This is a genomic window from Komagataeibacter intermedius TF2 (assembly GCF_000964425.1).
Taxonomy (GTDB): domain Bacteria; phylum Pseudomonadota; class Alphaproteobacteria; order Acetobacterales; family Acetobacteraceae; genus Komagataeibacter; species Komagataeibacter intermedius.
The window spans coordinates 72,352-92,365 of sequence record NZ_BANF01000007.1; the positions used below are offsets into that span (position 1 = coordinate 72,352).

22 protein-coding genes are annotated in these 20,014 nt (G+C 64.1%); 5 read left to right on the forward strand and 17 right to left on the reverse strand.

Annotation, left to right across the window (positions count from 1 at the left end; translation table 11 throughout):
* Nucleotides 1-94: 94 nt before the first annotated feature.
* A complete protein-coding gene (locus tag B7449_RS00915) occupies nucleotides 95-1,486 on the reverse strand; it encodes a sugar porter family MFS transporter (RefSeq protein ID WP_039732623.1) in 1,392 nt (463 codons plus the stop codon).
* Between the two features lie 278 nt (nucleotides 1,487-1,764).
* On the opposite strand from B7449_RS00915, the gene B7449_RS00920 reads away from it, so the two are divergent.
* Nucleotides 1,765-3,081: a DUF6056 family protein gene (locus tag B7449_RS00920; protein ID WP_235721068.1), complete on the forward strand. Its 1,317-nt coding sequence runs from the start codon at nucleotides 1,765-1,767 to the stop codon at nucleotides 3,079-3,081.
* Between the two features lie 18 nt (nucleotides 3,082-3,099).
* Here B7449_RS00920 and B7449_RS00925 read toward each other — a convergent pair whose 3' ends face one another.
* Nucleotides 3,100-3,396 (reverse strand): hypothetical protein, encoded by a 297-nt coding sequence (locus B7449_RS00925; protein WP_039732621.1) that lies wholly within the window; start codon nucleotides 3,394-3,396, stop codon nucleotides 3,100-3,102.
* A 183-nt stretch (nucleotides 3,397-3,579) separates the two neighbouring features.
* On the opposite strand from B7449_RS00925, the gene B7449_RS00930 reads away from it, so the two are divergent.
* Nucleotides 3,580-3,768, forward strand: a complete 189-nt coding sequence (locus B7449_RS00930) for a hypothetical protein (RefSeq protein ID WP_039732620.1) — start codon at nucleotides 3,580-3,582, stop codon at nucleotides 3,766-3,768.
* Between the two features lie 264 nt (nucleotides 3,769-4,032).
* Here B7449_RS00930 and B7449_RS00935 read toward each other — a convergent pair whose 3' ends face one another.
* The 4 genes from B7449_RS00935 to B7449_RS00950 form a co-directional block, all read right to left on the reverse strand.
* The gene (locus tag B7449_RS00935) at nucleotides 4,033-4,329 is read right to left on the reverse strand and encodes a hypothetical protein (protein ID WP_039732619.1); all 297 of its coding nucleotides are present in this window, start codon (nucleotides 4,327-4,329) and stop codon (nucleotides 4,033-4,035) included.
* 410 nt (nucleotides 4,330-4,739) lie between these two features.
* Nucleotides 4,740-5,774, reverse strand: coding sequence for an alcohol dehydrogenase AdhP (gene adhP, locus B7449_RS00940; protein ID WP_039732618.1), 1,035 nt, complete (start codon nucleotides 5,772-5,774; stop codon nucleotides 4,740-4,742).
* Between the two features lie 139 nt (nucleotides 5,775-5,913).
* Nucleotides 5,914-7,173 (reverse strand): cystathionine beta-lyase, encoded by a 1,260-nt coding sequence (gene metC / locus B7449_RS00945; protein ID WP_039732617.1) that lies wholly within the window; start codon nucleotides 7,171-7,173, stop codon nucleotides 5,914-5,916.
* A gap of 12 nt (nucleotides 7,174-7,185) precedes the next feature.
* On the reverse strand, nucleotides 7,186-8,034 hold the full coding sequence (locus B7449_RS00950; RefSeq protein ID WP_039732616.1) for a sulfurtransferase: 849 nt from the start codon (nucleotides 8,032-8,034) through the stop codon (nucleotides 7,186-7,188).
* Between the two features lie 118 nt (nucleotides 8,035-8,152).
* Between B7449_RS00950 and B7449_RS00955 the strand changes: the two genes are divergently transcribed.
* Nucleotides 8,153-9,229: an AI-2E family transporter gene (locus tag B7449_RS00955; RefSeq protein WP_010514272.1), complete on the forward strand. Its 1,077-nt coding sequence runs from the start codon at nucleotides 8,153-8,155 to the stop codon at nucleotides 9,227-9,229.
* Nucleotides 9,226-9,924 (forward strand): endonuclease/exonuclease/phosphatase family protein, encoded by a 699-nt coding sequence (locus B7449_RS00960; protein WP_010514271.1) that lies wholly within the window; start codon nucleotides 9,226-9,228, stop codon nucleotides 9,922-9,924. The genes B7449_RS00955 and B7449_RS00960 overlap by 4 nt, the downstream gene beginning before the upstream one ends.
* 128 nt (nucleotides 9,925-10,052) lie before the next feature.
* Here the strand turns inward: B7449_RS00960 and B7449_RS00965 are convergent, their stop codons facing one another.
* On the reverse strand, nucleotides 10,053-11,471 hold the full coding sequence (locus B7449_RS00965) for a phospholipase D-like domain-containing protein (protein WP_039732646.1): 1,419 nt from the start codon (nucleotides 11,469-11,471) through the stop codon (nucleotides 10,053-10,055).
* Nucleotides 11,472-11,590: 119 nt separating this feature from the next.
* On the opposite strand from B7449_RS00965, the gene B7449_RS00970 reads away from it, so the two are divergent.
* A complete protein-coding gene (locus B7449_RS00970) occupies nucleotides 11,591-11,989 on the forward strand; it encodes a YraN family protein (protein ID WP_235721067.1) in 399 nt (132 codons plus the stop codon).
* 15 nt (nucleotides 11,990-12,004) lie between these two features.
* Here B7449_RS00970 and B7449_RS00975 read toward each other — a convergent pair whose 3' ends face one another.
* The 10 genes from B7449_RS00975 to purB all read right to left on the reverse strand — a co-directional run bounded on the left by B7449_RS00975 (nucleotide 12,005) and on the right by purB (nucleotide 19,669).
* On the reverse strand, nucleotides 12,005-12,340 hold the full coding sequence (locus tag B7449_RS00975) for a hypothetical protein (protein ID WP_199858326.1): 336 nt from the start codon (nucleotides 12,338-12,340) through the stop codon (nucleotides 12,005-12,007).
* Between the two features lie 152 nt (nucleotides 12,341-12,492).
* On the reverse strand, nucleotides 12,493-12,828 hold the full coding sequence (grxD, locus tag B7449_RS00980) for a Grx4 family monothiol glutaredoxin (RefSeq protein ID WP_039732614.1): 336 nt from the start codon (nucleotides 12,826-12,828) through the stop codon (nucleotides 12,493-12,495).
* A 41-nt stretch (nucleotides 12,829-12,869) separates the two neighbouring features.
* The gene (locus B7449_RS00985) at nucleotides 12,870-13,103 is read right to left on the reverse strand and encodes a BolA family protein (protein WP_010514265.1); all 234 of its coding nucleotides are present in this window, start codon (nucleotides 13,101-13,103) and stop codon (nucleotides 12,870-12,872) included.
* A gap of 19 nt (nucleotides 13,104-13,122) precedes the next feature.
* Entirely contained in the window at nucleotides 13,123-15,333 is a 2,211-nt protein-coding gene (purL, locus tag B7449_RS00990) for a phosphoribosylformylglycinamidine synthase subunit PurL (protein WP_039732612.1), read from the reverse strand.
* Entirely contained in the window at nucleotides 15,330-16,034 is a 705-nt protein-coding gene (gene purQ, locus B7449_RS00995) for a phosphoribosylformylglycinamidine synthase subunit PurQ (protein ID WP_039732611.1), read from the reverse strand. The genes purL and purQ overlap by 4 nt, the downstream gene beginning before the upstream one ends.
* Complete coding sequence (locus B7449_RS01000) at nucleotides 16,031-16,414, reverse strand: Rap1a/Tai family immunity protein (protein WP_039732610.1); 384 nt, start codon at nucleotides 16,412-16,414, stop codon at nucleotides 16,031-16,033. Before B7449_RS01000 ends, purQ begins: the two co-directional genes overlap by 4 nt.
* Nucleotides 16,411-16,653: a phosphoribosylformylglycinamidine synthase subunit PurS gene (gene purS, locus B7449_RS01005; protein ID WP_010514261.1), complete on the reverse strand. Its 243-nt coding sequence runs from the start codon at nucleotides 16,651-16,653 to the stop codon at nucleotides 16,411-16,413. Before purS ends, B7449_RS01000 begins: the two co-directional genes overlap by 4 nt.
* Nucleotides 16,650-17,414 carry a phosphoribosylaminoimidazolesuccinocarboxamide synthase gene (gene purC / locus B7449_RS01010; protein WP_039732609.1) on the reverse strand — a complete coding sequence of 255 codons (765 nt, stop codon included), beginning with the start codon at nucleotides 17,412-17,414 and terminating at the stop codon, nucleotides 16,650-16,652. Before purC ends, purS begins: the two co-directional genes overlap by 4 nt.
* A gap of 132 nt (nucleotides 17,415-17,546) precedes the next feature.
* Nucleotides 17,547-18,290, reverse strand: a complete 744-nt coding sequence (locus B7449_RS01015; protein WP_039732608.1) for an NRDE family protein — start codon at nucleotides 18,288-18,290, stop codon at nucleotides 17,547-17,549.
* A 26-nt stretch (nucleotides 18,291-18,316) separates the two neighbouring features.
* Nucleotides 18,317-19,669, reverse strand: coding sequence for an adenylosuccinate lyase (purB, locus tag B7449_RS01020; RefSeq protein WP_039732644.1), 1,353 nt, complete (start codon nucleotides 19,667-19,669; stop codon nucleotides 18,317-18,319).
* Nucleotides 19,670-20,014: the final 345 nt, after the last annotated feature.

Sequence of the window (20,014 nt, forward strand, 5' to 3'; positions counted from 1 at the left end):
ACGCGTCATGGCATTCCCGCCGCATCCGGCATGGAGGCGGGACAGCCGGAACCATCGCCCCCAACCGGCTTACGGTTTATGTGCGGGCGCGACCCTAGCGCCCGATCTTACGCAGGGGGCGACCAGCCTCCAGATGCTGTTCAATCACATCCAGCGGCACATCACGGGTTTCAGGCACCAGCGCCAGCGTAAACAGCACGAACGCCACGTTCATCACGCTGAACCCGGCAAAGGTCCAACCCGCGCCCACCACCGCCACGATGCTGAGGAACGTGTTGCTGACCGCCCAGTCCATGCCCCAGTTGGCCAGTGTCGAACACGCAACGCCAAAATCCCGCCCTTCGATCGGCTGGATTTCCGAACACAGGGTCCACACCAGCGGCCCCGCGCCCATGCCAAAGCCCGCCACGAACACCAGCAGGGCCGCCACCAGCGCCAGCACCGCGCCAATGCCCTGCAGGTGCATCCCCTCGATCACGCCAGCAGCCGCCAGCGCGATCGCCATGATGACGCAGCTTGTCACCAGCAGCGGCCTGCGTCCCCAGCGCGAGACCATGAAAATGGCCAGCACGCCCACAACCGCATTGACCGCACCCACCATGACAGTGGCCCATGCGGCGGCGGAGGTGCCGAAATGCGCGCCTTCCAGAATCTTGGGCGCGTAATACATCACCACATTGATGCCGGTCAGCTGCTGCATGACCTGCAGCCCGATGCCAAGGGCGACGGAGCGGCGGAAAAACGGTCTGGTCCGCAACAGCGCAAAGCCCCCTACCGGCCTGCCCGCCCCCAGTTCCCGGCGGATGCCGTCCAGTTCCCGATCCGCCGTCACGTCATCGCCGCGCAGGTTGCGCAGGACCCTGCGCGCCTCCTCGAACCGTCCTTTCGCCGCAAGCCATGACGGGCTGGACGGCAGGAACGCGCACCCCATGAACAGCAGCGCCGCCGGGATGACCGGCAGCCCCACCATCAGCCGCCAGTGCCCGCCCCCGGACAGGATGCCCCCCGCCACATACCCCAGCAGGATGCCCGCCGACTGCAGCATGGAAAAGGTGGACACCATGGTGCCGCGCATGCGTCCCGTGGTCAGTTCCGAAATATACAGCGGCGCGGTGAACGTGCAGATGCCAATGGCCATCCCGATCAGGAACCGTCCCAGCAGGATCTGCCCGATCAACCCCGCCGTGGCGCATAGCAGCGCCCCCAGTCCGATCAGCAGCGTGGCCGTGCCCAGCGCCAGCCTGCGGCCGAAGCGGCTGGAGAACACCCCCGCCCCGCCCGATCCCAGCAGCGCGCCCACCATCAGCACCGAGACAACCCATTCCTGCGCGCGGGCGGAAGCATGGAAATCCTGACCGATAAACCCCAGCGCTTCCGCGATCAGACCCGTATCCAGCCCCACCAGCAGCCCCGCGCTGGCCGTGGTCAGGGCCGCGCGCACCGCCGGGCCATGGCTGCCCGATGGCGGCGGGGATGCGGCAGGCATGCCCGGTGCATCCGGGCCGCCGCGCAAGGAGGAGACGGATTGATCGGCAGGCTGTAACACGTGGCTCTATCCCCTGATCTCCGGCATGTTCATGATTGACGGGGCCGGTCAGGCCAAATTCATAGGCGATGCGGCTGAACCGATCCATGATACAACCCCACCGCATGGACGAATTATCGGGATGGCCCGGAACCGACGCCATCATTTTTCCGTAGAGCCTGTCCCGGCATGACGGAAATCCGGACCGCAAGGGGCCCCTGCATCCAATGAAACCGCCCATGGACATTTCCCCCCGCACCGAACCCGGCGAACGGCTGGGCCTGGCCCTGTGCTTTGCATTTCTGCTATGGGCCAACTGGATCACGCCGTTATGGGCGGATGACTACTGCCGCACCATGCCGTTCAACCCCGCCACCATTCTGCGCATTGTCTGGGGCAATTACAATTTCTGGACGGGGCGGTGGTTCACCACGCTGGTCACCTTCATGGTGCTGGACCTGCGGCCCTATGGGTCACTTGCCGCCTTTGCGGTGGTGAATGCGGGAATCTTCACCTTTCTGGTCCGTGTGGTGGTGCATATGTGCCGCGCGGTGGCGGGACAGCCCGCCCCTGCACGCCTGCGCGACGGCGTGACGCAGTACGTGCTGGTGTTCCTCATGCTGTGGTGGCTGCCACGCACGATTGGCGAGGTCGCGTTATGGAAAACCGGGTCCATTGGCTACCTGTGGCCCGTGGCAGGGGAAATGTGGCTGCTGGCGCGGATCCTGTCCCGCCGCACGGACATGAACATGGTCCAGTATGTGGCCGTATTCCTGATCGCCACGTTCCTTGAACCACTTTCACTGCTGCTGACACTGATACTGGCGGGCGATGCGGCACGCGCATGGAAGCGGGGGCAGCGCGTGCCGTGGGCGCTGGCGTGCAGCCATGCCATGGGCACGCTGGTGCTGGGTATCGCGCCGGGCAACTATGTCCGTCAACGCACCATGGTGCCCAGCCCGCCTGCGGACCGGCTGGACGGGCTGCTGGGCAATCTGGGCAGCCTGTTTGACCCGTTCTGGCTGCCATTTGTGGCACTGATCGGCATCGGCCTGTTTATGGGGCGACGACAGGTTTCCTGTCCCGCCTGCCTGCGTGCGGGACACGGGATATGGTTTGTCGGGCTGGCGCTGGCCTACATGGCGCTGCTGCTCATGTTCCCGCGTGAAGCTCTGGCCGCGCGGGTGTCGTTCCCCGCCAGCGTGCTGCTGGTGTGCTATCTGGCCTGCCTGCTGTTCACCTGTCCCATCGGGCGGCCTTTTGGCATGGTCTTGGCGTCGGGCTGTGCCGGGCTGGTGGTCATGCACATGGTGATCGTGGTCCCCGACCTGACGCGGCTGGCCCGCATAAGCCACGACTGGGTGGCCAGCACGCGCGAACAGGTGGCGCGTGACCAGCCGGTTATCCTGCCCCGCGTCACGATGGGGCCACGGCACAAGCTGCTTTATGTGCGCAAGGACATCATTTTCGTGGGCATAAACCCCGATCCGCACAACATGCTGACCATGTGTTTCGCACGCGCCATGGGCGCATCCACCGTCAGGTCCGTGCCCTGACGGTGGCGGTATGGCGGATTACTGCACGTTGCCATTGGGTGCGGGCGGCGGCGAAGGCTGCGTGCCCCCTTCGGGCGGGGCGCTGTCCTGCTGCTGGTTTTCACGCGCTTCCTTGCGCGCATGGTGACGCCGCACCATGCCTGCGGCACATCCTGCCGCCGCCCCGCCCTTGCCATGGCCACTGCCAACAAAATGCCCTGCCACGCCACCGGCGACGGCCCCCTTCACGCAGCCACCCGGTTCCGCCTGCGCCGCAAACGGCAGGGCCAGGACGGTTGTGGTGGCAAGGGCCAGAGCGGTACGCCTGAAAAACATATCTTATCCCATCATGTTCATGTTGAGGCCTTTCAACGGCGGATCCCGCCCGGGGTTCCCCCCGTTTCGTTCCGGTGCGGTTTCAAGGGGGAAAACGCGGCGGCAGTCATGCAGGCATGCCGGTTGCCAGTCGCCAAGGCATCTTCCATCCTTTGCCCATCAACCCGATGGGAGAGCACGACCATGGCCAAAGAACCGACAGACATCATCCACGCCGCCCTGATCCACGCAGCCGCCACGCTGACGGCCGCGAAAAAGGACGTGATGGAAAAAGCTTCCCCTGATGAGGTGAAGAAGCATTTCAAGACCTTCCTGCACACGCTGGAAGCAGGCTGGCGCGAGCATGAGGCAGGCGATCACCACCATTCCTGATTGCATGGCGTCATGATGCGAAAGGGGGCGGCACCATCGGGTGCCGCCCCCTTTTTCCTGTCAGGACATTGTATCGCCATTCGCCGCCCTGACACGACGCGGGCAACGATCAGGCCAGTCTGACGGGTCATATACGCGCCTCTGAATACAGATGGTTCAGGAGACGCTTCCCAGCAGGTTTCAGCAGACGCAGCCTTCCCGCAAAAAGGCTGCATCCAGAAATTTTCATTCTTTTTTATTCATCCGCCAGGCTGAAACAGCCTTTTAACGATGCCCGGTGAAGAACTGGCTCATGTCGCCCTTGGTCTTGTGGCCCCAGTTATCCAGTTTCTTGCCGGTCCGGTCGCCCCAGTCCTTGGCGCTGTCGGTTTTCTCGGCTGCCTTTTCATGCGCCTCATGCGCCTTTTCACGGGTTTCGCGGCTGGTTTCATGGGATTTCAGGCGCACTTCACATTCCGCATGATCCGTCACACCGTCGCAGGAATCAGCCAGCGCAGGCGCCAGCATCGCCACGTTCAGCCCGGTTGCGCACAGCCCTGCCAGAATCACCGTTTTTTTCATGATACCCTTACCTGTCTTTCAGTTTCTGCATTATCGACATGCCGGCATGGCCGTGCATGCCCTATCCGGTATAAAAACGCAGCCCCGGAGCCGAAGTTTCTTCAGGTCATTTTATTGGGTTACACCAGACAATGATGAAAAAATTTTCATATACGAAAATTTAAGAAGTTACATTGGGAATATATATTTGTAATTATGAAAAAATTATAAATGGAAATTTAATAAATACAGCCAAGCAGAACACACAAACCTTGGCAATAAATGGATATATCTGCTTACGACAGACAGACTCCTGTTTTCTACAGGTAATCGCGCAGACACGACAGGAGGTGACGGAGCATTCCTGCCCCGTTCACGCCCCACAGGATGCATCACCCCGACAGGGTATCAGGGTGACGGCCGGCGCTGTTTCAGGCCCCGTTACGGAAGTCCAGCACGATGCGCCCTTCGACACGGCCATGCTGCAGGTTGTCGAAAATGGTGTTGATGTTTTCCAGCCTGTCGGGCGTGACCACGGTTGTCACCTTGCCATCGGTAAAGAAGGACATGGCTTCGATCATGTCCAGACGCGTGCCGACAATGGACCCGCGCACGGTCGTGCCGTTCATCACCATGTCAAAGATGGACAGCGGGAAGTCACCGGGCGGCAGGCCGTTCAGCACCACCGTGCCCCCGCGCCGCGCGTAGCCCACAGCCTGGCTGAACGCCTTGTCCGACACGGCAGTGACCAGCACGCCATGGGTGCCCCCGGTCTGTTCACGGATATAGGCGACCGGGTCCTGCTTCAGCGCATTGACGGTCACGCGCGCGCCCAGCTTGCGGGCCTCTTCCAGCTTTTCATCGCTGATATCGACCGCCGCCACGTTCAGGCCCATGGCCACGGCGTACTGGATGGCCATCTGCCCAAGGCCGCCCGCGCCGGAAATGGCAACCCATTCCCCCGCGCGGGTATCGGTCATCTTCAGGCCCTTGTACACCGTCAGTCCCGCGCACAGTACGGGTGCGGTCTTGATCGGGTCGATGTCTTTGGGCAGGTGGGCAACGTAATTGGGGTCGGCCACCACGTATTCGGCAAAGCAGCCATTGACGGAATAGCCGGTGTCTTCCTGTTTTTCACACAGGGTTTCCCACCCGCCCAGACAGTGTTCGCAATGCCCGCAGGCCGAATACAGCCACGGCACGCCCACCACGTCGCCGGTCCTGATCCAGTTGACGTTGCTGCCGACCTCGACCACATGACCGATCCCCTCATGCCCCGGGATGAAGGGGGGGGTGGGCTTGGTGGGCCAGTCACCGCGGGCGGCGTGCAGGTCGGTGTGGCAGACACCGCAGGCATCGACCTTGACCAGGATCTGGTTGGAGTTGATCTGCGGAATGTCCAGTTCCTCGATCGTCAGCGGCCTGCCGAATTCCCGCACAACCGCAGCCTTCATCTTTCCAGCCATCTTGCACCTTCTGTTCCGATGTCATGACCCCGGCGAGGGAGCCACCGTTACCTGCGCCACCCGCCCGGCCGGCATGGCCGGACAGGGGCATGAATGGGGGGAGTGTTTCACCCCTGCCCCGTTGCAGCCTTGATCTACGTCAGCCTGTCCCCCGCACTGCGCGGGCGGCAGACATGCTATCCAGCCCCCGCGCCAGATCGGCCACCAGCGCCGCACCATCTTCCAGCCCGACATGCAGCCGGCAGGCCGGCCCTTCGGCCGTGACCGACGGGCATGAGCGCGAAATCCCGCCCGAGGTGGGCAGCACAAGGCTTTCGTACCCGCCCCATGACGCGCCAATGCCGAAATACGACAGGCCATCGATCATGGCGGTCATGTCCGCCTGCGTGAAGGCCGGATCGAACACCACGCCAAACAGCGAGGACGCGCCACTGAAATCACGCGCCCAGTATTCATGCCCCGGACATGACGGCAGGGCGGGATGCAGCACGCGGCTGACTTCCGGCCGGGACTGCAGCCACAGCGCCACGCCCAGCGCGGTAGCCGCCTGACGTTCCTGGCGCGCGCCCATGGTGCGCAGGCCGCGCAGGGTCAGCCAGCAGTCATCCGGCCCCGCCGTCTGCCCTGCCTGTATCGCGGTATCGCGCAATGGCCGCCAGTCCGCATCGGATGCCACCGTCACCGCGCCGATAATGGTGTCGGAATGGCCCGCGGCATATTTGGTCAGCGCCTGCACCGATACATGCGCCCCATGCGCGAACGGGTTGAACAGGCCGATCCCCCACGTGTTGTCCACCACCAGGCGCGCCCCCGCGCGCGCAGCCAGGCGGCCCAGCATGGGAATATCCTGTACCTCGAACGAATGGCTGCCGGGGCTTTCGGCAAAGATCAGGCGGGTATTGGGCTGCACCAGGGCCTGAAGGTCACCCTCGGCCGCCATGGGGGGAAAATAGGTGACCTCCACGCCAAAACGGCGCAGCACCCTGTCGGCAAAGCGTCGGGTGGGACCATAGACGGAATCCGACAGCAGGCAGTGATCTCCCGCCCCCAGATAGGCCAGCAGTGGCAGCGTGCACGCCGCCAGCCCCGAGGGCACGACCTGCGCCTGCGCGCCACCTTCGATTTCGGCAATGACCGCTTCCAGCCGGTGCTGGATGGGGGACCCCATGGCGCCGTAAATCAGTTCCGGGCCATAGCGGCCATGCCCCGCGCGGTCCATGGCCTCAAGGCTGGAGAACAGCACGGTGGAACCGCGCTCGGCGGCGGGATTGACGAATACGCCCCTGTTCCCCTCCGGCCTGTCGCGCCCAAGCTGGACAAGCCGCGTGGACATGTCGCGCCAGCCGCGCGTGACGCGTTCAAGCAGGTCGGACGGCACCAGCGCCATGGGATCGGTCATGTCGTCCGCCCCTTACGCGCCACACACGATGGGCGAGTCAGGCGTGGACGCCCATTCCGCCCATGACCCGTCATAGACCGCGGGTTCCCCCGCGCCCGCCCCGATGCTGACCAGCGCCAGCGCGATCATGCACGCGGTCATGCCGCTGCCGCATGAACAGGTGACGGCGGTGGTGTCGGTCACGCCAAGGCCCGCGAATTTCTCCTTCAGCGTATCAACCGGCAGGAAGCGGCCATTATCATCCAGCAGTTCGGTATAGGGCAGGCTGCGGGCGCCGGGCATGTGGCCCGATTCAATTCCGGCGCGCGGTTCGGGATCGCGGCCTTCGAACCGGCCCCGGCTGCGCGCGTCAAGGATCAGCCCCGGCAGGCGGCCCTGCACGATGTCCAGCACATCCCCCGTGCCATGCAGGCGGTCATAGCGCGGACGGCTGACAAACGGCGCGGGGGCGGCCAGGTCCGGCCCGCTTTCCAGTGGCAGGCCGGCACTCTTCCATGCCGCCAGCCCCCCTTCGAGCACCTGCACCCGTTCATGACCGAACAGGCGTGTCAGCCACCACGCCCGCGCAGCACAGGCCATGCCGTCCTGATCATAGAACACGATGCGTTTTGCATTGGCCATGCCGCGTTCCGTCGCCAGCCGGGCAAAGCGGGCCTGACCGGGAATGGTATGCGGCAGGGGGGAATCCGGGTCGGAGAAGGTATCGATGTCAAAGCGCACCGCGCTGGCGATATGGGCATTGGCAAAACGCTGCTGCGGGTCAAAGGCCTGCCCCGGCAGCGCCATGGAGGCATCGAGCACAAGGATGTCGCCGTGTTGGATGGCCTGTGCCAGATCACTGGCTGAGATCAGCGGATGCATACCTTCTCCCGGTCTTTAGGAATTGCGTGTCGCACAATAAGGTGCAGCATACGGCACGGGAACGAAAGTCCTGAACATTTGTCTTTCGTTTAATGGCAGGAGGGGATACGCCACCGCTATGGTCGAACGTATCATGATGGGACTGATGCTGGGGGGGATCGCATTCGGCTGCGTCCTGATCCTGTATCCGTTCCTTACCGCCCTGCTGTGGGCTGCGATCCTGACCTTTTCCACATGGCCGGTGTTCATGCGGCTGCGGCGGCACATGTCGCTGCTGCCCGCGGCCCTGATCATGACGGTGCTATGCGCGCTGGTGCTGGTGGTGCCGCTGGCGGTGGTGGTGTCCAGCAGCATTGCCGACGTTCCCGCCACCCTGCAGTACGTGGTGGACACGGTGGGCACGCTGCACCTGCCGCAACTGCCCGCGCGCATTGCGCATATCCCGCATTTCGGCCCCGAAATTGTTGAAAAATGGCAGAAATGGTCGGTTGATGTCGGCAGCATAGACCAGATCGTACGCCCCTATGCCGGGCGGATCGGGCAATCGATCCTCAGCGCCATGATGCAGCTGGCCAGCGGGCTGGCGCACCTGGCCATGGCGCTGTTCATCTCCTTCTTCTTCTGGCTGGGGGGCGACGCGCTGGGCAATACCTTTGTGGCCGTGGTGCGGCGGATCGCAGGCGTGTATGCCGAACGGATCCTGCGCATCGTGGGCCGGACCATCCGGGGCACGGTGTACGGCATCCTTGGCACCGCCATCATACAGGGCATCCTGACGTGCATCGGCTTTGCCATTGCGGGTATTTCCAGCCCCGTGCTGCTGGGCGCGGTCACCGCCTTTGTCGCGGTGCTGCCCATCGGCGCGCCGCTGATCTGGATTCCCGCCGCCGTGTTCCTGCTGCTGACCCACCATCCCGGCTGGGGCATTTTCCTGCTGCTGTATGGCACGATCATCGTATCCGGGGCGGACCACATCATCCGTCCCATGTTCATTGCGCGTGGCGCGCAGATGCCCTACCTGCTGACGGTGCTGGGCGTGCTGGGGGGTGTCCTGACATTCGGGGGGCTGGGAATTTTCCTTGGCCCCGTGCTGATTGGCGTGGGCTATACCCTGACTGCCGAATTCGCCGCGGGTGATCCCCGGTCGAAGGACCCCATCCCTGACGAAATACGCGAGCCGTTTATCGAACCATGACCCTAGCCCGCCCCTATCTTCGCCTGCCCTCCATCCAGCCGCGCCATGGCTCGCCACCACAGATGGACCTGACCCCGCCCGACCGCGAGGGCGAGGCGATCAAGATCGTCAGCTGGAACCTGCTGCGCCGCATCGGGGCGACGGTGCGCGACGTGATCGACCTGATCCGCACCGAACGGCCGGACCTTATGCTGATGCAGGAGGCAACGGTGGAAATCGACACCCTGCCCACCCTGATCGGCGGGCATTACGCGCGTTCCCCCCTGCCCGGCCGCATACACGGGCTGGCGTGCTGGAGCCCGTGGCCCTATCGCCGCGAACCGCTGACCTGCACCCTGCCCGCCGGCACGCTGATCCGCCGCGTGGCGCAGATCGTGGATTGCGGGACGGTCACGGTGGCCAATGTGCACCTGTCGCATGGGCAGCTGCTCAACCGCCGGCAGTTGCGCCGGGTGGTGCAGATCCTGCCGCATCAGGCTGCCATTCTGGGGGATTTCAATCAGGTCGGTCCCGCCCTGATCCGGCATTTCCATGACGTGGGGCCACGCGCCCCCACGCACCGCATGGCCGACATGCTGCCCATCCGGCTGGACCGCTGCCTTGTGCGCGGCCTGACCTGCGTCGAACGCCATGTGATCGAGAATTATGCATCCGACCACAGGCCCATCTCGGTCCTGCTGAAACCCACGCGCTAGGCCCGTATTCCCGCAGGGCCGGACAGACAGACGGTTCTGGTGACGCTTTTTTCAGGAATCTCCGGGACACGCTGCCTTTTCAGAACATAAGGCGGCGCCGAGGATTTTCTGTTTTTATGAGTGACTTCCTACAGATAGGGCAGGAACAGCCGTGCCGCCGCGTCACGCATCTTGCGCGGAAAGGACCGGCGGTCGAGGTCATGGTGCGTCATGCGCACATGGCGGTGGGTGGCAATGAACCCATCAATCATGGTCGCCAGCGCGTCATCATAGGTTTCAAGGTTGATTTCAAAGTTCAGCCGCAGGCTGCGCACATCCAGGTTGGAACTGCCCACAAATGACCAGTGCCGGTCCACCACCATCAGCTTGGAATGGTTGAACGGCGGCCGCGCCAGCCAGATCCGGCACCCGGAATCCAGAAAACGCGGCAGGTTGGCCGCCCGCGCCCAGTCCAGCAGGGTATGGTTGCTGTGCCACGGCACGACGATATCCACCTCGATCCCCCGCATGGACGCAAGGGCCAGCGCGGTCAGGAACCGGTCATCGGGCAGGAAATACGGCGTCATGATCCGGATGCTGCGCTGCGCCAGCGTAAAGGCCTGCAGCATGGTGTATTCAATCTTTTCCAGATCCATATCCGGCCCGGCGGTGACGATGCGGCTCAGGCTGGGGCCATGGCTGTCCTGCCGGGGAAAGTAGATGTCCGCCGTCAGTTCCTCGCCACAGGTAAAGGCCCAGTCACGCGCGAACGCTTCGCTCAGCTGGTGGACGACCGGGCCGTTCAGTTCGAAATGCGTATCCGATACCGGGTGCCGGGGGCGGGAGGCGGCGATGTTTTCCTCGCCAATGTTCAGGCCGCCCATGAACCCGGTCAGCCCGTCCACCACCAGTATTTTCTTGTGGTCGCGCATGTTGATGAACGGCATGCGCCACGGCAGCATGGAATGCATGAACCGCCCCACCGGCACACCCGCATGGTGCAGGATCCGCCCCACGCCACAGTTGAAATATCCCGACCCGACGCCATCAACCAGCACGCGCACCTGCGCGCCCCGCTTATGGGCCGCGATCAGCGCATCGCAGAACTGCCGCCCGATGCGGTCATCGCGAAAGATGTAGGAACACATCAGTACACTGTGCCGTGCGCCATTTATGGCCGCCAGCATGCGGGGATAGACGCTGTCGCCATCATGCATGGGGGTTACCGCGTTCCCCCCCAGCAATGGCCGCCCGGTCAGTTTCCCGGCCATGGAGGCAAGCGGCGCGAACGTCCCGGTTTCCTCCCTGCGCCATTGCGATGACGTGGTACGGCTACGCCACGGGTGCTGTCCCGCCATGCGCCGCGCCCGCCGGTGCACGCGGTTGATACCGAACATGGAATACAGGATGCCGCCCGTCAGCGGCATAAGCACGGTCACCCCGATCCAGCCGATGGACGCCCCGACATCCCGCTTGGTCAGCAGCACATGCACCACCACCACCACGATAATGGACACGCGCACCAGCAGCAGGCAAATATCCCATATGGTCAGGAAATGAAAAATCATGTCGCGTATCCCGTTCCGGCGCATGGTACCGGTCCATGCCCGGACAGCCCGGTCAGGCCGCCTGCTATATCCTACCCACCGCGTTTTACATACCCATGCCGCCACAGGAAAAACAAAGCATGACACAGCAGGACGCCCGCCCAGCACAAACGGGCCGGCAGCGGCGCGGCAGGCGCGCCTTCAGCGATGGCATGGCGGCGGAACGGCTGGCGATTGCAGACCTGCAGGCCCGTGGCTGGCGGGTCCTGCTGCACCGTGCGCGCACCCGGTGGGGCGAGGTGGATATCGTGGCGCTGCGCGCGGGATGCCTGATGTTTGCAGAAATCAAGGCCCGCCCCTCCCTGCTGGCGGCAGGGGAAGCCATTCGCCCGTCGCAGGTGGCGCGGATCATGAACGCGGCGCAGTTTTTATGCGCGGCCAACCCGGACTGGGCCTATGACAGCATCCGCTTCGATGTCGGCGCGGTGCTGCCGGGCAATGTCGTGGAATGGATACCCGACGCCTTCAGGCAGTACTGAAGGCGCGGCGGAGTATCAGGTACGGTGCCGGGCAGCCGTGGGGTGGATGTGGTGGGTAACCGTGCCATGCGGATGATAGACGATGGTGTGGACCATCGTGTGGCGCGTATGGGCAGCGGAACTGTGGTTTGCCGCCATCACCACCGGGGCGGCATGACCACCCGCGCGACGGTGATAGGCCGCGTGCCGGACGGGCGGCGGCGGTGGCGCGATCAGCGCGCCAAGTGTCAGGCGGTCCGCTTCACTGTCCGTCACGGCGTGGGTGCGGGCATTGGCGGGCGTCACGATGCTGCCAACAAGACCTGCGCCAAGCAGTAGCATTGTAGCAAAACGCAAGTCACTGTAGCGCATCAGGCCCCCTTGTTTTTCAAACCTGGACGAAGCTAGGCGAAAGCACGGGCATGACGCAAGTGATGTTCGGTATAAAATCGGTATAAAAAAGAACGGGCGGAACATTCCTGTCCCGCCCGTCCCGGTCGGCGCCCCATGGGCGCATGGCGCAATCAGGCCGCGGCGGTGACGACGCCCTTTTCCACCAGCAGCTTCTGCAGTTCACCGGTCTGGTACATTTCCGTCACGATGTCACAGCCACCGATGAATTCGCCCTTGATGTACAGCTGCGGCACCGTGGGCCAGTTGGAGAAGTCCTTGATCCCCTGACGCAGTTCGGGATCAGCCAGCACGTTCTCGGTCTTGAACGGCACGCCAAGGTGCTTGAGCACCTGCACCACGCGCGCGGAGAAGCCGCACTGCGGGAAGTTGGCGTCCCCCTTCATGTACAGCATGACGGGGTTGGCGTCGATCTGCGCCTGGATGCGCTGTGCGATTGTTTCAGCCATGTTTTCGTTTCCTGCTTTGGGGGTAAGAATACCGCGTAAGGTCAGTCGGGTGTCTGTGTCTGCAGCGCCAGTGCGTGCAGCTTGCCGCCCATATGCCCCTGCAGCGCGTTATAGACCAGCTGGTGCTGCCGCACGCGCGGAAGGCCACGGAAGGCCTCGCTCACGACGCGGCAGGCATAGTGGTCGCCATCGCCTGCCAGATCATCAATCGTAATCTTCGCGTCAGGCAGGGCTTCGCGGATATAGGTTTCGATTTCCTGTGCCGTCATTGCCATCTGGCTTAAAACTCCTGCCCTATCGGTCCATCAGTCGCGGAAAGAATTCGGAATGCACCGCGAGCAGACGTGCCTTGGATATTGTGGAACCACTGGGCAATGTCAAACCCTGCCCGCCAGAACGGCCAAGTTTGCGACATGGCACCCCCGCCTGCACGGCAAGGGTCGCCAGCGCCTGCCCGTCACGCACGGCCACGACGTAACGCGACTGGTCCTCGCCAAACCAGAAGGCTTCGGGCCGCATGCCCGACTGCGGCGCGCCCAGAACGCAGCCCGCCTGCCCCGCCATGACCATTTCGGCCACCGCCACCAGCACGCCGCCATCGGCCACGTCATGACAGGCGATGATGGTGCCGTTCTGGATCAGCCCGCGCACGAAATCGCCATTGCGCCGTTCGGCCGCCAGATCAAGCTCGGGCGGTTCCCCATCCTGCGCGCCAAGGATTTCACGCAGCCAGATCGACTGGCCAAGCTGGCCCTTCGTCTCGCCCAGCAGCATGATGTCGCAGCCATCGGGCATTTCCAGCCCGACCGCCGTGCGCACGTCCTCCAGCACGCCAAGACCACCAATGGCGGGCGTGGGCAGGATGGATTGTGACGTGCCATCGGGCGCGCGGGTTTCGTTGTACAGCGAGACATTGCCACTGACGACCGGGAAGTCCAGCGCGCGGCAGGCTTCCCCCATGCCTGCGATGGCATCGACGAACTGGCCCATCACCTCCGGCTTTTCAGGCGAGCCGAAGTTCAGGTTGTCGGTCACCGCCAGCGGGCGCGCGCCGGTCGCGGTAATGTTGCGCCAGGCTTCGGCCACGGCCTGCGCGCCACCCAGCTTCGCATTCGCGCGGCAGTAGCGCGGCGTGCAGTCGGTGGTCAGGGCAAGGCCGATCTCCGTATCCTCGACCTTGACGATCGCGGCATCGGCGGCGCCCGGCCTGCGGACCGTCTGGCCGCCCACCGTGCTGTCGTACTGGTTGTACACCCATGCGCGCGATGCAAGGTCGGGACAGCCGATCAGCCGGATCAGCGCCTGTTCCACGCCAACGGGGTCGATGATCGGCTCCATCGGCTGCGGCTTCAGCGCGGGCGCGGTCGGGCGGTGATAGACCGGGGCCTGATCCGCCAGCGGGGCCAGCGGAATGTCGGCCTCGACCTCGCCCCTGTGACGGATCACGATGTTGCCGGTATCGGTCAGATGGCCGATGACGGCAAAATCCAGTTCCCACTTGTCAAAAATGGCGCGGGCCTGTTCCGTGCGGTCGGGGCGCAGCACGATCAGCATGCGTTCCTGACTTTCGGACAGCATCATTTCATACGCCGTCATGCCGCGTTCGCGCTGCGGCACGTGGTCAAGGTCAAGGTCGATGCCAACGCCGCCCTTGCCCGCCATTTCAACGGATGATGACGTAAGCCCTGCGGCCCCCATGTCCTGAATGGCCACGATGGCATCCGTCGCCATCAGTTCCAGACAGGCCTCGATCAGCAGCTTTTCGACAAACGGGTCGCCCACCTGCACGGTCGGACGCTTGGCCAGCGCGTCCTCGTCAAACTCGGACGATGACATGGTGGCCCCATGGATGCCGTCGCGCCCGGTCCTGGACCCGACATAGATCACCGGGTTGCCCACACCAGCGGCCGCCGACAGGAAGATGCGGTCCTGCCGCGCCACGCCAACCGTCATGGCGTTGACCAGCGGGTTGCCATCATATGCGGGGTGGAAGTTGATCTCGCCACCCACCGTGGGCACGCCCACGCAGTTGCCGTATCCGCCCACGCCACGCACCACGCCATCCACGATGCGGCGGGTCTGCGGGTTGTTCGGGTCGCCAAAACGCAGGGCGTTGAGGTTCGCTACGGGACGCGCACCCATGGTGAACACATCGCGCAGGATGCCGCCCACGCCAGTGGCCGCCCCCTGATAGGGTTCGATGAAGGAGGGGTGGTTATGACTTTCCATCTTGAAGATGGCGGCCAGCCCCTGCCCGATATCGACCACGCCCGCGTTCTCGCCGGGTCCGTGAATGACCCACGGAGCCTTTGTCGGCAGGGTTTTCAGGAACGCGCGCGACGATTTGTACGAGCAGTGTTCCGACCACATGACCGAAAAGATGCCCAGTTCCGTAAACGTGGGCGTGCGTCCCATGATCGACAGGACATTGCCGTATTCTTCCGCCGTCAGGCCGAATTCGCGCGCCAGTGCCTCATCAACGGGGCGGGATACCTTAGCACTCATCCGACCAGAGCCTCCACAAGTCCCGTAAACAGGGGTTTACCATCCTCGCCGCCCATCAACGGATCAACCAGATCCTCCGGATGGGGCATCATGCCGCATACGCGCAGGTTTTCGCTGAACACACCGGCAATCGCGTGCATCGACCCGTTGGGGTTGAGTTGCGGGTCGCCTTCGTCCATACGGCCATCTTCGGCCACGTAACGGAAGGCCACGCGGTCCGTATCCTCCAGCATGCGGATGGTGTCGGCGCTGGCGATGTAATTGCCATCCCCATGCGCCATGGGGGTGCGGAACACGTCACCCTTCGCCCAGTGGCGGGTGAAGGGCGTGTCATTGCGTTCAACACGCAGGAAACAGTCCTGCGACAGGAAGCGCAGCGCTGCATTGCGCAGCAGCGCGCCGGGCAGGAGCTGTGCTTCGGTCAGGATCTGGAACCCGTTGCACACGCCAAGGACATGGCCGCCTTTCGCCGCGAAATCACGGATGGCCGCCATGATCGGCGCGTGCGCGGCCATCGCGCCACAGCGCAGGTAATCGCCATAGCTGAAGCCACCGGGCAGCACCACAAGGTCGGTGCCCGCAGGCAGCGCGTCCTCACGGTGCCACACCATGGCCGGTGCGTGTCCCGTCACGCCGCGCAGGGCAATGGCCATGTCACGTTCGCGGTTGGTGCCGGGAAAGACTACGATCGCCGCCTTCATTTGCTGCCGCCGCAGGGATAGGATTCATGCAGCGCGGTGAACACGACCTCCCCCGCCGGGCGGGACAGCCCGTCGCGGTGATCCTTCATCCAGCCAACGACCTTGCCACGTATGTCCGCCGTGGCGGCGGCCGGGGCGATGCAGAAGGCTGCGACGTCCCTGGTGTCCTTTTCGGCATTGCGCTCGAACAGGTGGTCAAGCGCGCCCGCATCGGCCACGCCCGAGATGTAGGCGTCACAGATGCCGGTCCCCGTGGGCTTTGTGCACAGCGAACCAAGCTGCTCCCCCGTCAGGCGCGAGACACGCTGGGCGGACGCATGGGCGGACGGCAGGGCCACGGCCATGACGCAGCCAAGGGCGAGAAGGCGGGCGATCTTCATCCGACAACCTCCGTCGTGAAGTCCTCGATCACAAGGTTGGCCAGCAGCGCGCGCGCCATGGCGTCGGCCTGCGCGCGGGCGCGTTCGCGGTCGGTTTCGTCAATGTCCAGTTCGATGACGCGTCCGATGCGGACTTCGCCCACATTGGAAAAATCCAGCACGTGCAGGGCGTGTTCCACCGCCTTGCCCTGCGGGTCGAGCACGCCTTCCTTCAGCATGACGGTCACACGCACCTTCATTGCATTACCTCCGGTCCCTTCATGTCGGAATTCGTGGCCTCGGGCAGGATACCCAGGCGCATCGCGACTTCCTGATATGCTTCTTCAACCTTGCCCATGTCCTTGCGGAAACGGTCCTTGTCCAGCTTCTCGCTGGTCTTGGCGTCCCACAGGCGGCAGTTATCGGGCGAGATTTCATCCGCCAGCACGATGCGCATGCTGTCGCCTTCGAACAGGCGGCCGAATTCCAGCTTGAAATCCACCAGGATGATGCCGATGCCCATGAACAGGCCGCACAGGAAGTCGTTCACGCGCATGCTCAGCGCCACGATGTCTTCCATGTCATGCGGGCAGGCCCAGCCGAAGGCGGTGATGTGTTCCTCACTCACCATCGGGTCATTCAGGGCGTCGTTCTTGTAATAGAATTCGATGATCGGGCGCGGCAGGCGCGTGCCTTCCTGAATGCCCAGCCGCTTGGTCAGGGAACCGGCGGCGACATTGCGCACCACGACTTCCAGCGGAATGATCTCCACTTCGCGGATCAGCTGCTCGCGCATGTTCAGGCGGCGGATGAAGTGGGTGGGTATCCCGATATCGTGCAGCCGCAGCATGAGGTGTTCGCTGATACGGTTGTTCAGCACCCCCTTGCCGGTAATGATGCCCTTTTTCGCGCCGTTCCCGGCGCTGGCGTCATCCTTGAAATACTGCACGAGGGTGCCCGGCTCGGGCCCCTCGAAAAGGATCTTGGCTTTTCCTTCGTAAAGCTGACGGCGGCGGCCCATACTCGTCCTTCACATAACGCTGTGGGGACGGGCCGGGAGCGGCCCCTCCCCTGATCTGCAGGATCTGTTGTCTGGCATGATCCCAAATGGTCCGCATGCCATAGCAGCGATCCGGGCGGGAAGATACCATATTTACCCCGCCCCCGTGCCCGGTGCGGACAGATTGATGGGCTGGTAGCCCACGCGGTCCGGGGCGCCGGCGGCGAAAAACCATGACCGCCGCCCGTCCCGCGCCACGCCGATGGCGGACGAACTGCATGTGCCAAAGCCCGAACGCGGCGGGATGTTCAGTTCGCTGCCCGCGGGCAGCGACCGGTCGGCCAGCAGCGTGGTCCACCCCGTCCACTGCGGCGGGACCGGGCGGTCTGCCGCGCGGAAACGCGGCAGGTGACGGGCGATGCGCGGCATGGCCATGTCATCGGGGTCGGTGGTGGCAACCATGTGCACGCCGGGCGGCAGGGGTTCGACCTGCGGCTGCCCGTAACCGGGGCCGCGGATGAAGAAGGCGTCATCCCCATCCGCCACGATCATGTTGAACGACCGCCATGCCCCCGCGTCGATCGTGGCGATATGCGCCACGGCGTCGCGCGCGGTGGAAAAGCGCCCGGCCAGCAGCGGCAGCGCCCCGCGTGAGTTCTTGCCCGGCATGGGGCCAAGGCTGCCCACGCGGTTCATGATGCCCGCGACGACGCCCGCGTCATTCAGCGTCAGCCACGACCCGCCCGCCACCTGGTCCTGACCGCCAACGACATCGGGCTGTTCCGCCCAGTGCCGTCCCGGCGGCAGCCATGGCCGGTCAAGGCGTTCATCACGGTTGGCCGCCAGCAGCAGCGGCCAGTCCCGGGTCGGGTCGTGGGAAATGACGACAGTGCACACGCCTCGATATCCTGCTGTTGTTTCCGTCAGGTCCGCGTTGGGCCGGACTCACCAAACACGCGGTTGTAGGTATGGTCGATCTGGCGCAGGTGGGCATTGCTGTCCATTGCCGCGTCCAGCACCTCCGGCGGGACCCGGCCGGCGACCTCGGGGTCGGCGTCCAGGTTCTCGCGGAAGGTCCTTGCATCCTTTTGGCCCAGCTTCGTCCATGTCTCCATGGCGTTGCGCTGGACGATCCGGTACGCATCCTCGCGCAGGATGCCCGCGCGCGCCAGCGCCAGCAGCACCTCGCCCGAATGCACCACGCCGCCGAGGCTGTCGATATTGGCCTGCATCCGGTCGGGATAGACCACCAGCTTTTCCATCATGCCCGCAAGCCGCATCAGCGCGAAATCGAGGCCGATCGTGCCATCGGGGCAGATGTTGCGCTCGACCGAGGAATGGCTGATGTCACGTTCATGCCACAGCGCCACGTTTTCCAGCGCCGGAATGACGTGCGAGCGCACGAGGCGGGCCAGACCCGTCAGGTTTTCCGACAGGACGGGGTTGCGCTTGTGCGGCATGGCCGACGAGCCTTTCTGCCCCTTGTGGAAGAATTCCTCCGCCTCCCGCACTTCGGAACGCTGCAGGTGACGCACCTCGGTCGCCAGCCGTTCGATCCCGCTGGCGATCACCGCCAGCGCGCAGAAATACGCCGCATGCCGGTCACGGGGAATGACCTGCGTGGACACGCCTTCGGGTTCCAGACCCAGCTTCGCGGCCACGTATTCCTCAACGCGCGGGTCGATATGGGCATAGGTGCCCACCGCGCCGGAAATGGCGCAGACGGCGATTTCCGCACGCGCGCGGACCAGACGTTCGCGGTTGCGGGCGAATTCGGCATAATGCCCCGCGATCTTCAGGCCGAACGAAGTCGGTTCGGCATGGATTGCGTGGCTGCGGCCAATGGTCAGGGTGTATTTGTGTTCGAACGCGCGGCGCTTCAGCGCCGCCAGCACCGCGTCCATGTCCTGCAGCAGCAGGTCGGTGGCCTGCACCATCTGCACCGACAGGCAGGTATCCAGCACGTCGGACGATGTCATGCCCAGATGCACGAAACGGCTGTCGGGACCGACCTTTTCCGCCAGCCACGTCAGGAACGCGATCACGTCGTGGCGGGTTTCGGCCTCGATTTCATCAATGCGGTCAAGGTCCGCCTGCGAAAAGGCGGCCATGGCGGCGTCGCCCTTCATGCGGATGGTCCGGGCGGCATCCTTCGGGATCGCGCCATATTCCGCCATTGCCTCACAGGCCAGGGCCTCGATCTCGAACCAGATGCGGTAACGGTTCTCGGGCGACCAGATGGCGGCCATTACGGGTCGGGTATAGCGCGGTACCATGTTCTCGGGCTTCCTTTTCTGCATACGGACAGGACACGATCAGGCGGCCTTCCTACCCAATTCTGCCGCGTGCGTCTCCCTCAAAGGCAGGCGAAAACGCGAGACAGGCCGGTCCGGGTGACTTTTTACCCTGCTCATCGCGCCCCGGCCCCGTCCCGTCCGCCGGATTCCATCCCCATGATTCCCGTCCGGACCGCCCGGCCCGTTTCCTGAACCGGCCGGTATATTCACGTGCGATTCATAACGTGGCATATATTACGCGCCGGACCGGGCGTGTTTGCATGATGCGGGCAGCGAACGGCATAAAGCGATTGTGAAGCCCGGCACCTGTCTGCCGCGGCCCTC

Excerpts from the sequence above, each read along its gene's own strand:
- purL (WP_039732612.1), bottom strand. The coding sequence starts at position 15,333 with ATGAGTGCTAAGGTATCCCGCCCCGTTGATGAGGCACTGGCGCGCGAA.
- grxD (WP_039732614.1), bottom strand. The coding sequence starts at position 12,828 with ATGGCTGAAACAATCGCACAGCGCATCCAGGCGCAGATCGACGCCAAC.
- purQ (WP_039732611.1), bottom strand. The coding sequence starts at position 16,034 with ATGAAGGCGGCGATCGTAGTCTTTCCCGGCACCAACCGCGAACGTGAC.
- B7449_RS00925 (WP_039732621.1), bottom strand. The coding sequence starts at position 3,396 with ATGTTTTTCAGGCGTACCGCTCTGGCCCTTGCCACCACAACCGTCCTG.
- B7449_RS00960 (WP_010514271.1), top strand. The coding sequence starts at position 9,226 with ATGACCCTAGCCCGCCCCTATCTTCGCCTGCCCTCCATCCAGCCGCGC.
- purC (WP_039732609.1), bottom strand. The coding sequence starts at position 17,414 with ATGGGCCGCCGCCGTCAGCTTTACGAAGGAAAAGCCAAGATCCTTTTC.
- B7449_RS00970 (WP_235721067.1), top strand. The coding sequence starts at position 11,591 with ATGACACAGCAGGACGCCCGCCCAGCACAAACGGGCCGGCAGCGGCGC.
- B7449_RS00955 (WP_010514272.1), top strand. The coding sequence starts at position 8,153 with ATGGTCGAACGTATCATGATGGGACTGATGCTGGGGGGGATCGCATTC.
- B7449_RS00935 (WP_039732619.1), bottom strand. The coding sequence starts at position 4,329 with ATGAAAAAAACGGTGATTCTGGCAGGGCTGTGCGCAACCGGGCTGAAC.
- B7449_RS00985 (WP_010514265.1), bottom strand. The coding sequence starts at position 13,103 with ATGGCAATGACGGCACAGGAAATCGAAACCTATATCCGCGAAGCCCTG.
- purS (WP_010514261.1), bottom strand. The coding sequence starts at position 16,653 with ATGAAGGTGCGTGTGACCGTCATGCTGAAGGAAGGCGTGCTCGACCCG.
- adhP (WP_039732618.1), bottom strand. The coding sequence starts at position 5,774 with ATGGCTGGAAAGATGAAGGCTGCGGTTGTGCGGGAATTCGGCAGGCCG.
- B7449_RS00930 (WP_039732620.1), top strand. The coding sequence starts at position 3,580 with ATGGCCAAAGAACCGACAGACATCATCCACGCCGCCCTGATCCACGCA.
- metC (WP_039732617.1), bottom strand. The coding sequence starts at position 7,173 with ATGACCGATCCCATGGCGCTGGTGCCGTCCGACCTGCTTGAACGCGTC.
- B7449_RS00965 (WP_039732646.1), bottom strand. The coding sequence starts at position 11,471 with ATGATTTTTCATTTCCTGACCATATGGGATATTTGCCTGCTGCTGGTG.
- B7449_RS00950 (WP_039732616.1), bottom strand. The coding sequence starts at position 8,034 with ATGCATCCGCTGATCTCAGCCAGTGATCTGGCACAGGCCATCCAACAC.
- purB (WP_039732644.1), bottom strand. The coding sequence starts at position 19,669 with ATGGTACCGCGCTATACCCGACCCGTAATGGCCGCCATCTGGTCGCCC.
- B7449_RS01000 (WP_039732610.1), bottom strand. The coding sequence starts at position 16,414 with ATGAAGATCGCCCGCCTTCTCGCCCTTGGCTGCGTCATGGCCGTGGCC.
- B7449_RS00975 (WP_199858326.1), bottom strand. The coding sequence starts at position 12,340 with ATGCGCTACAGTGACTTGCGTTTTGCTACAATGCTACTGCTTGGCGCA.
- B7449_RS00920 (WP_235721068.1), top strand. The coding sequence starts at position 1,765 with ATGGACATTTCCCCCCGCACCGAACCCGGCGAACGGCTGGGCCTGGCC.
- B7449_RS00915 (WP_039732623.1), bottom strand. The coding sequence starts at position 1,486 with ATGCCTGCCGCATCCCCGCCGCCATCGGGCAGCCATGGCCCGGCGGTG.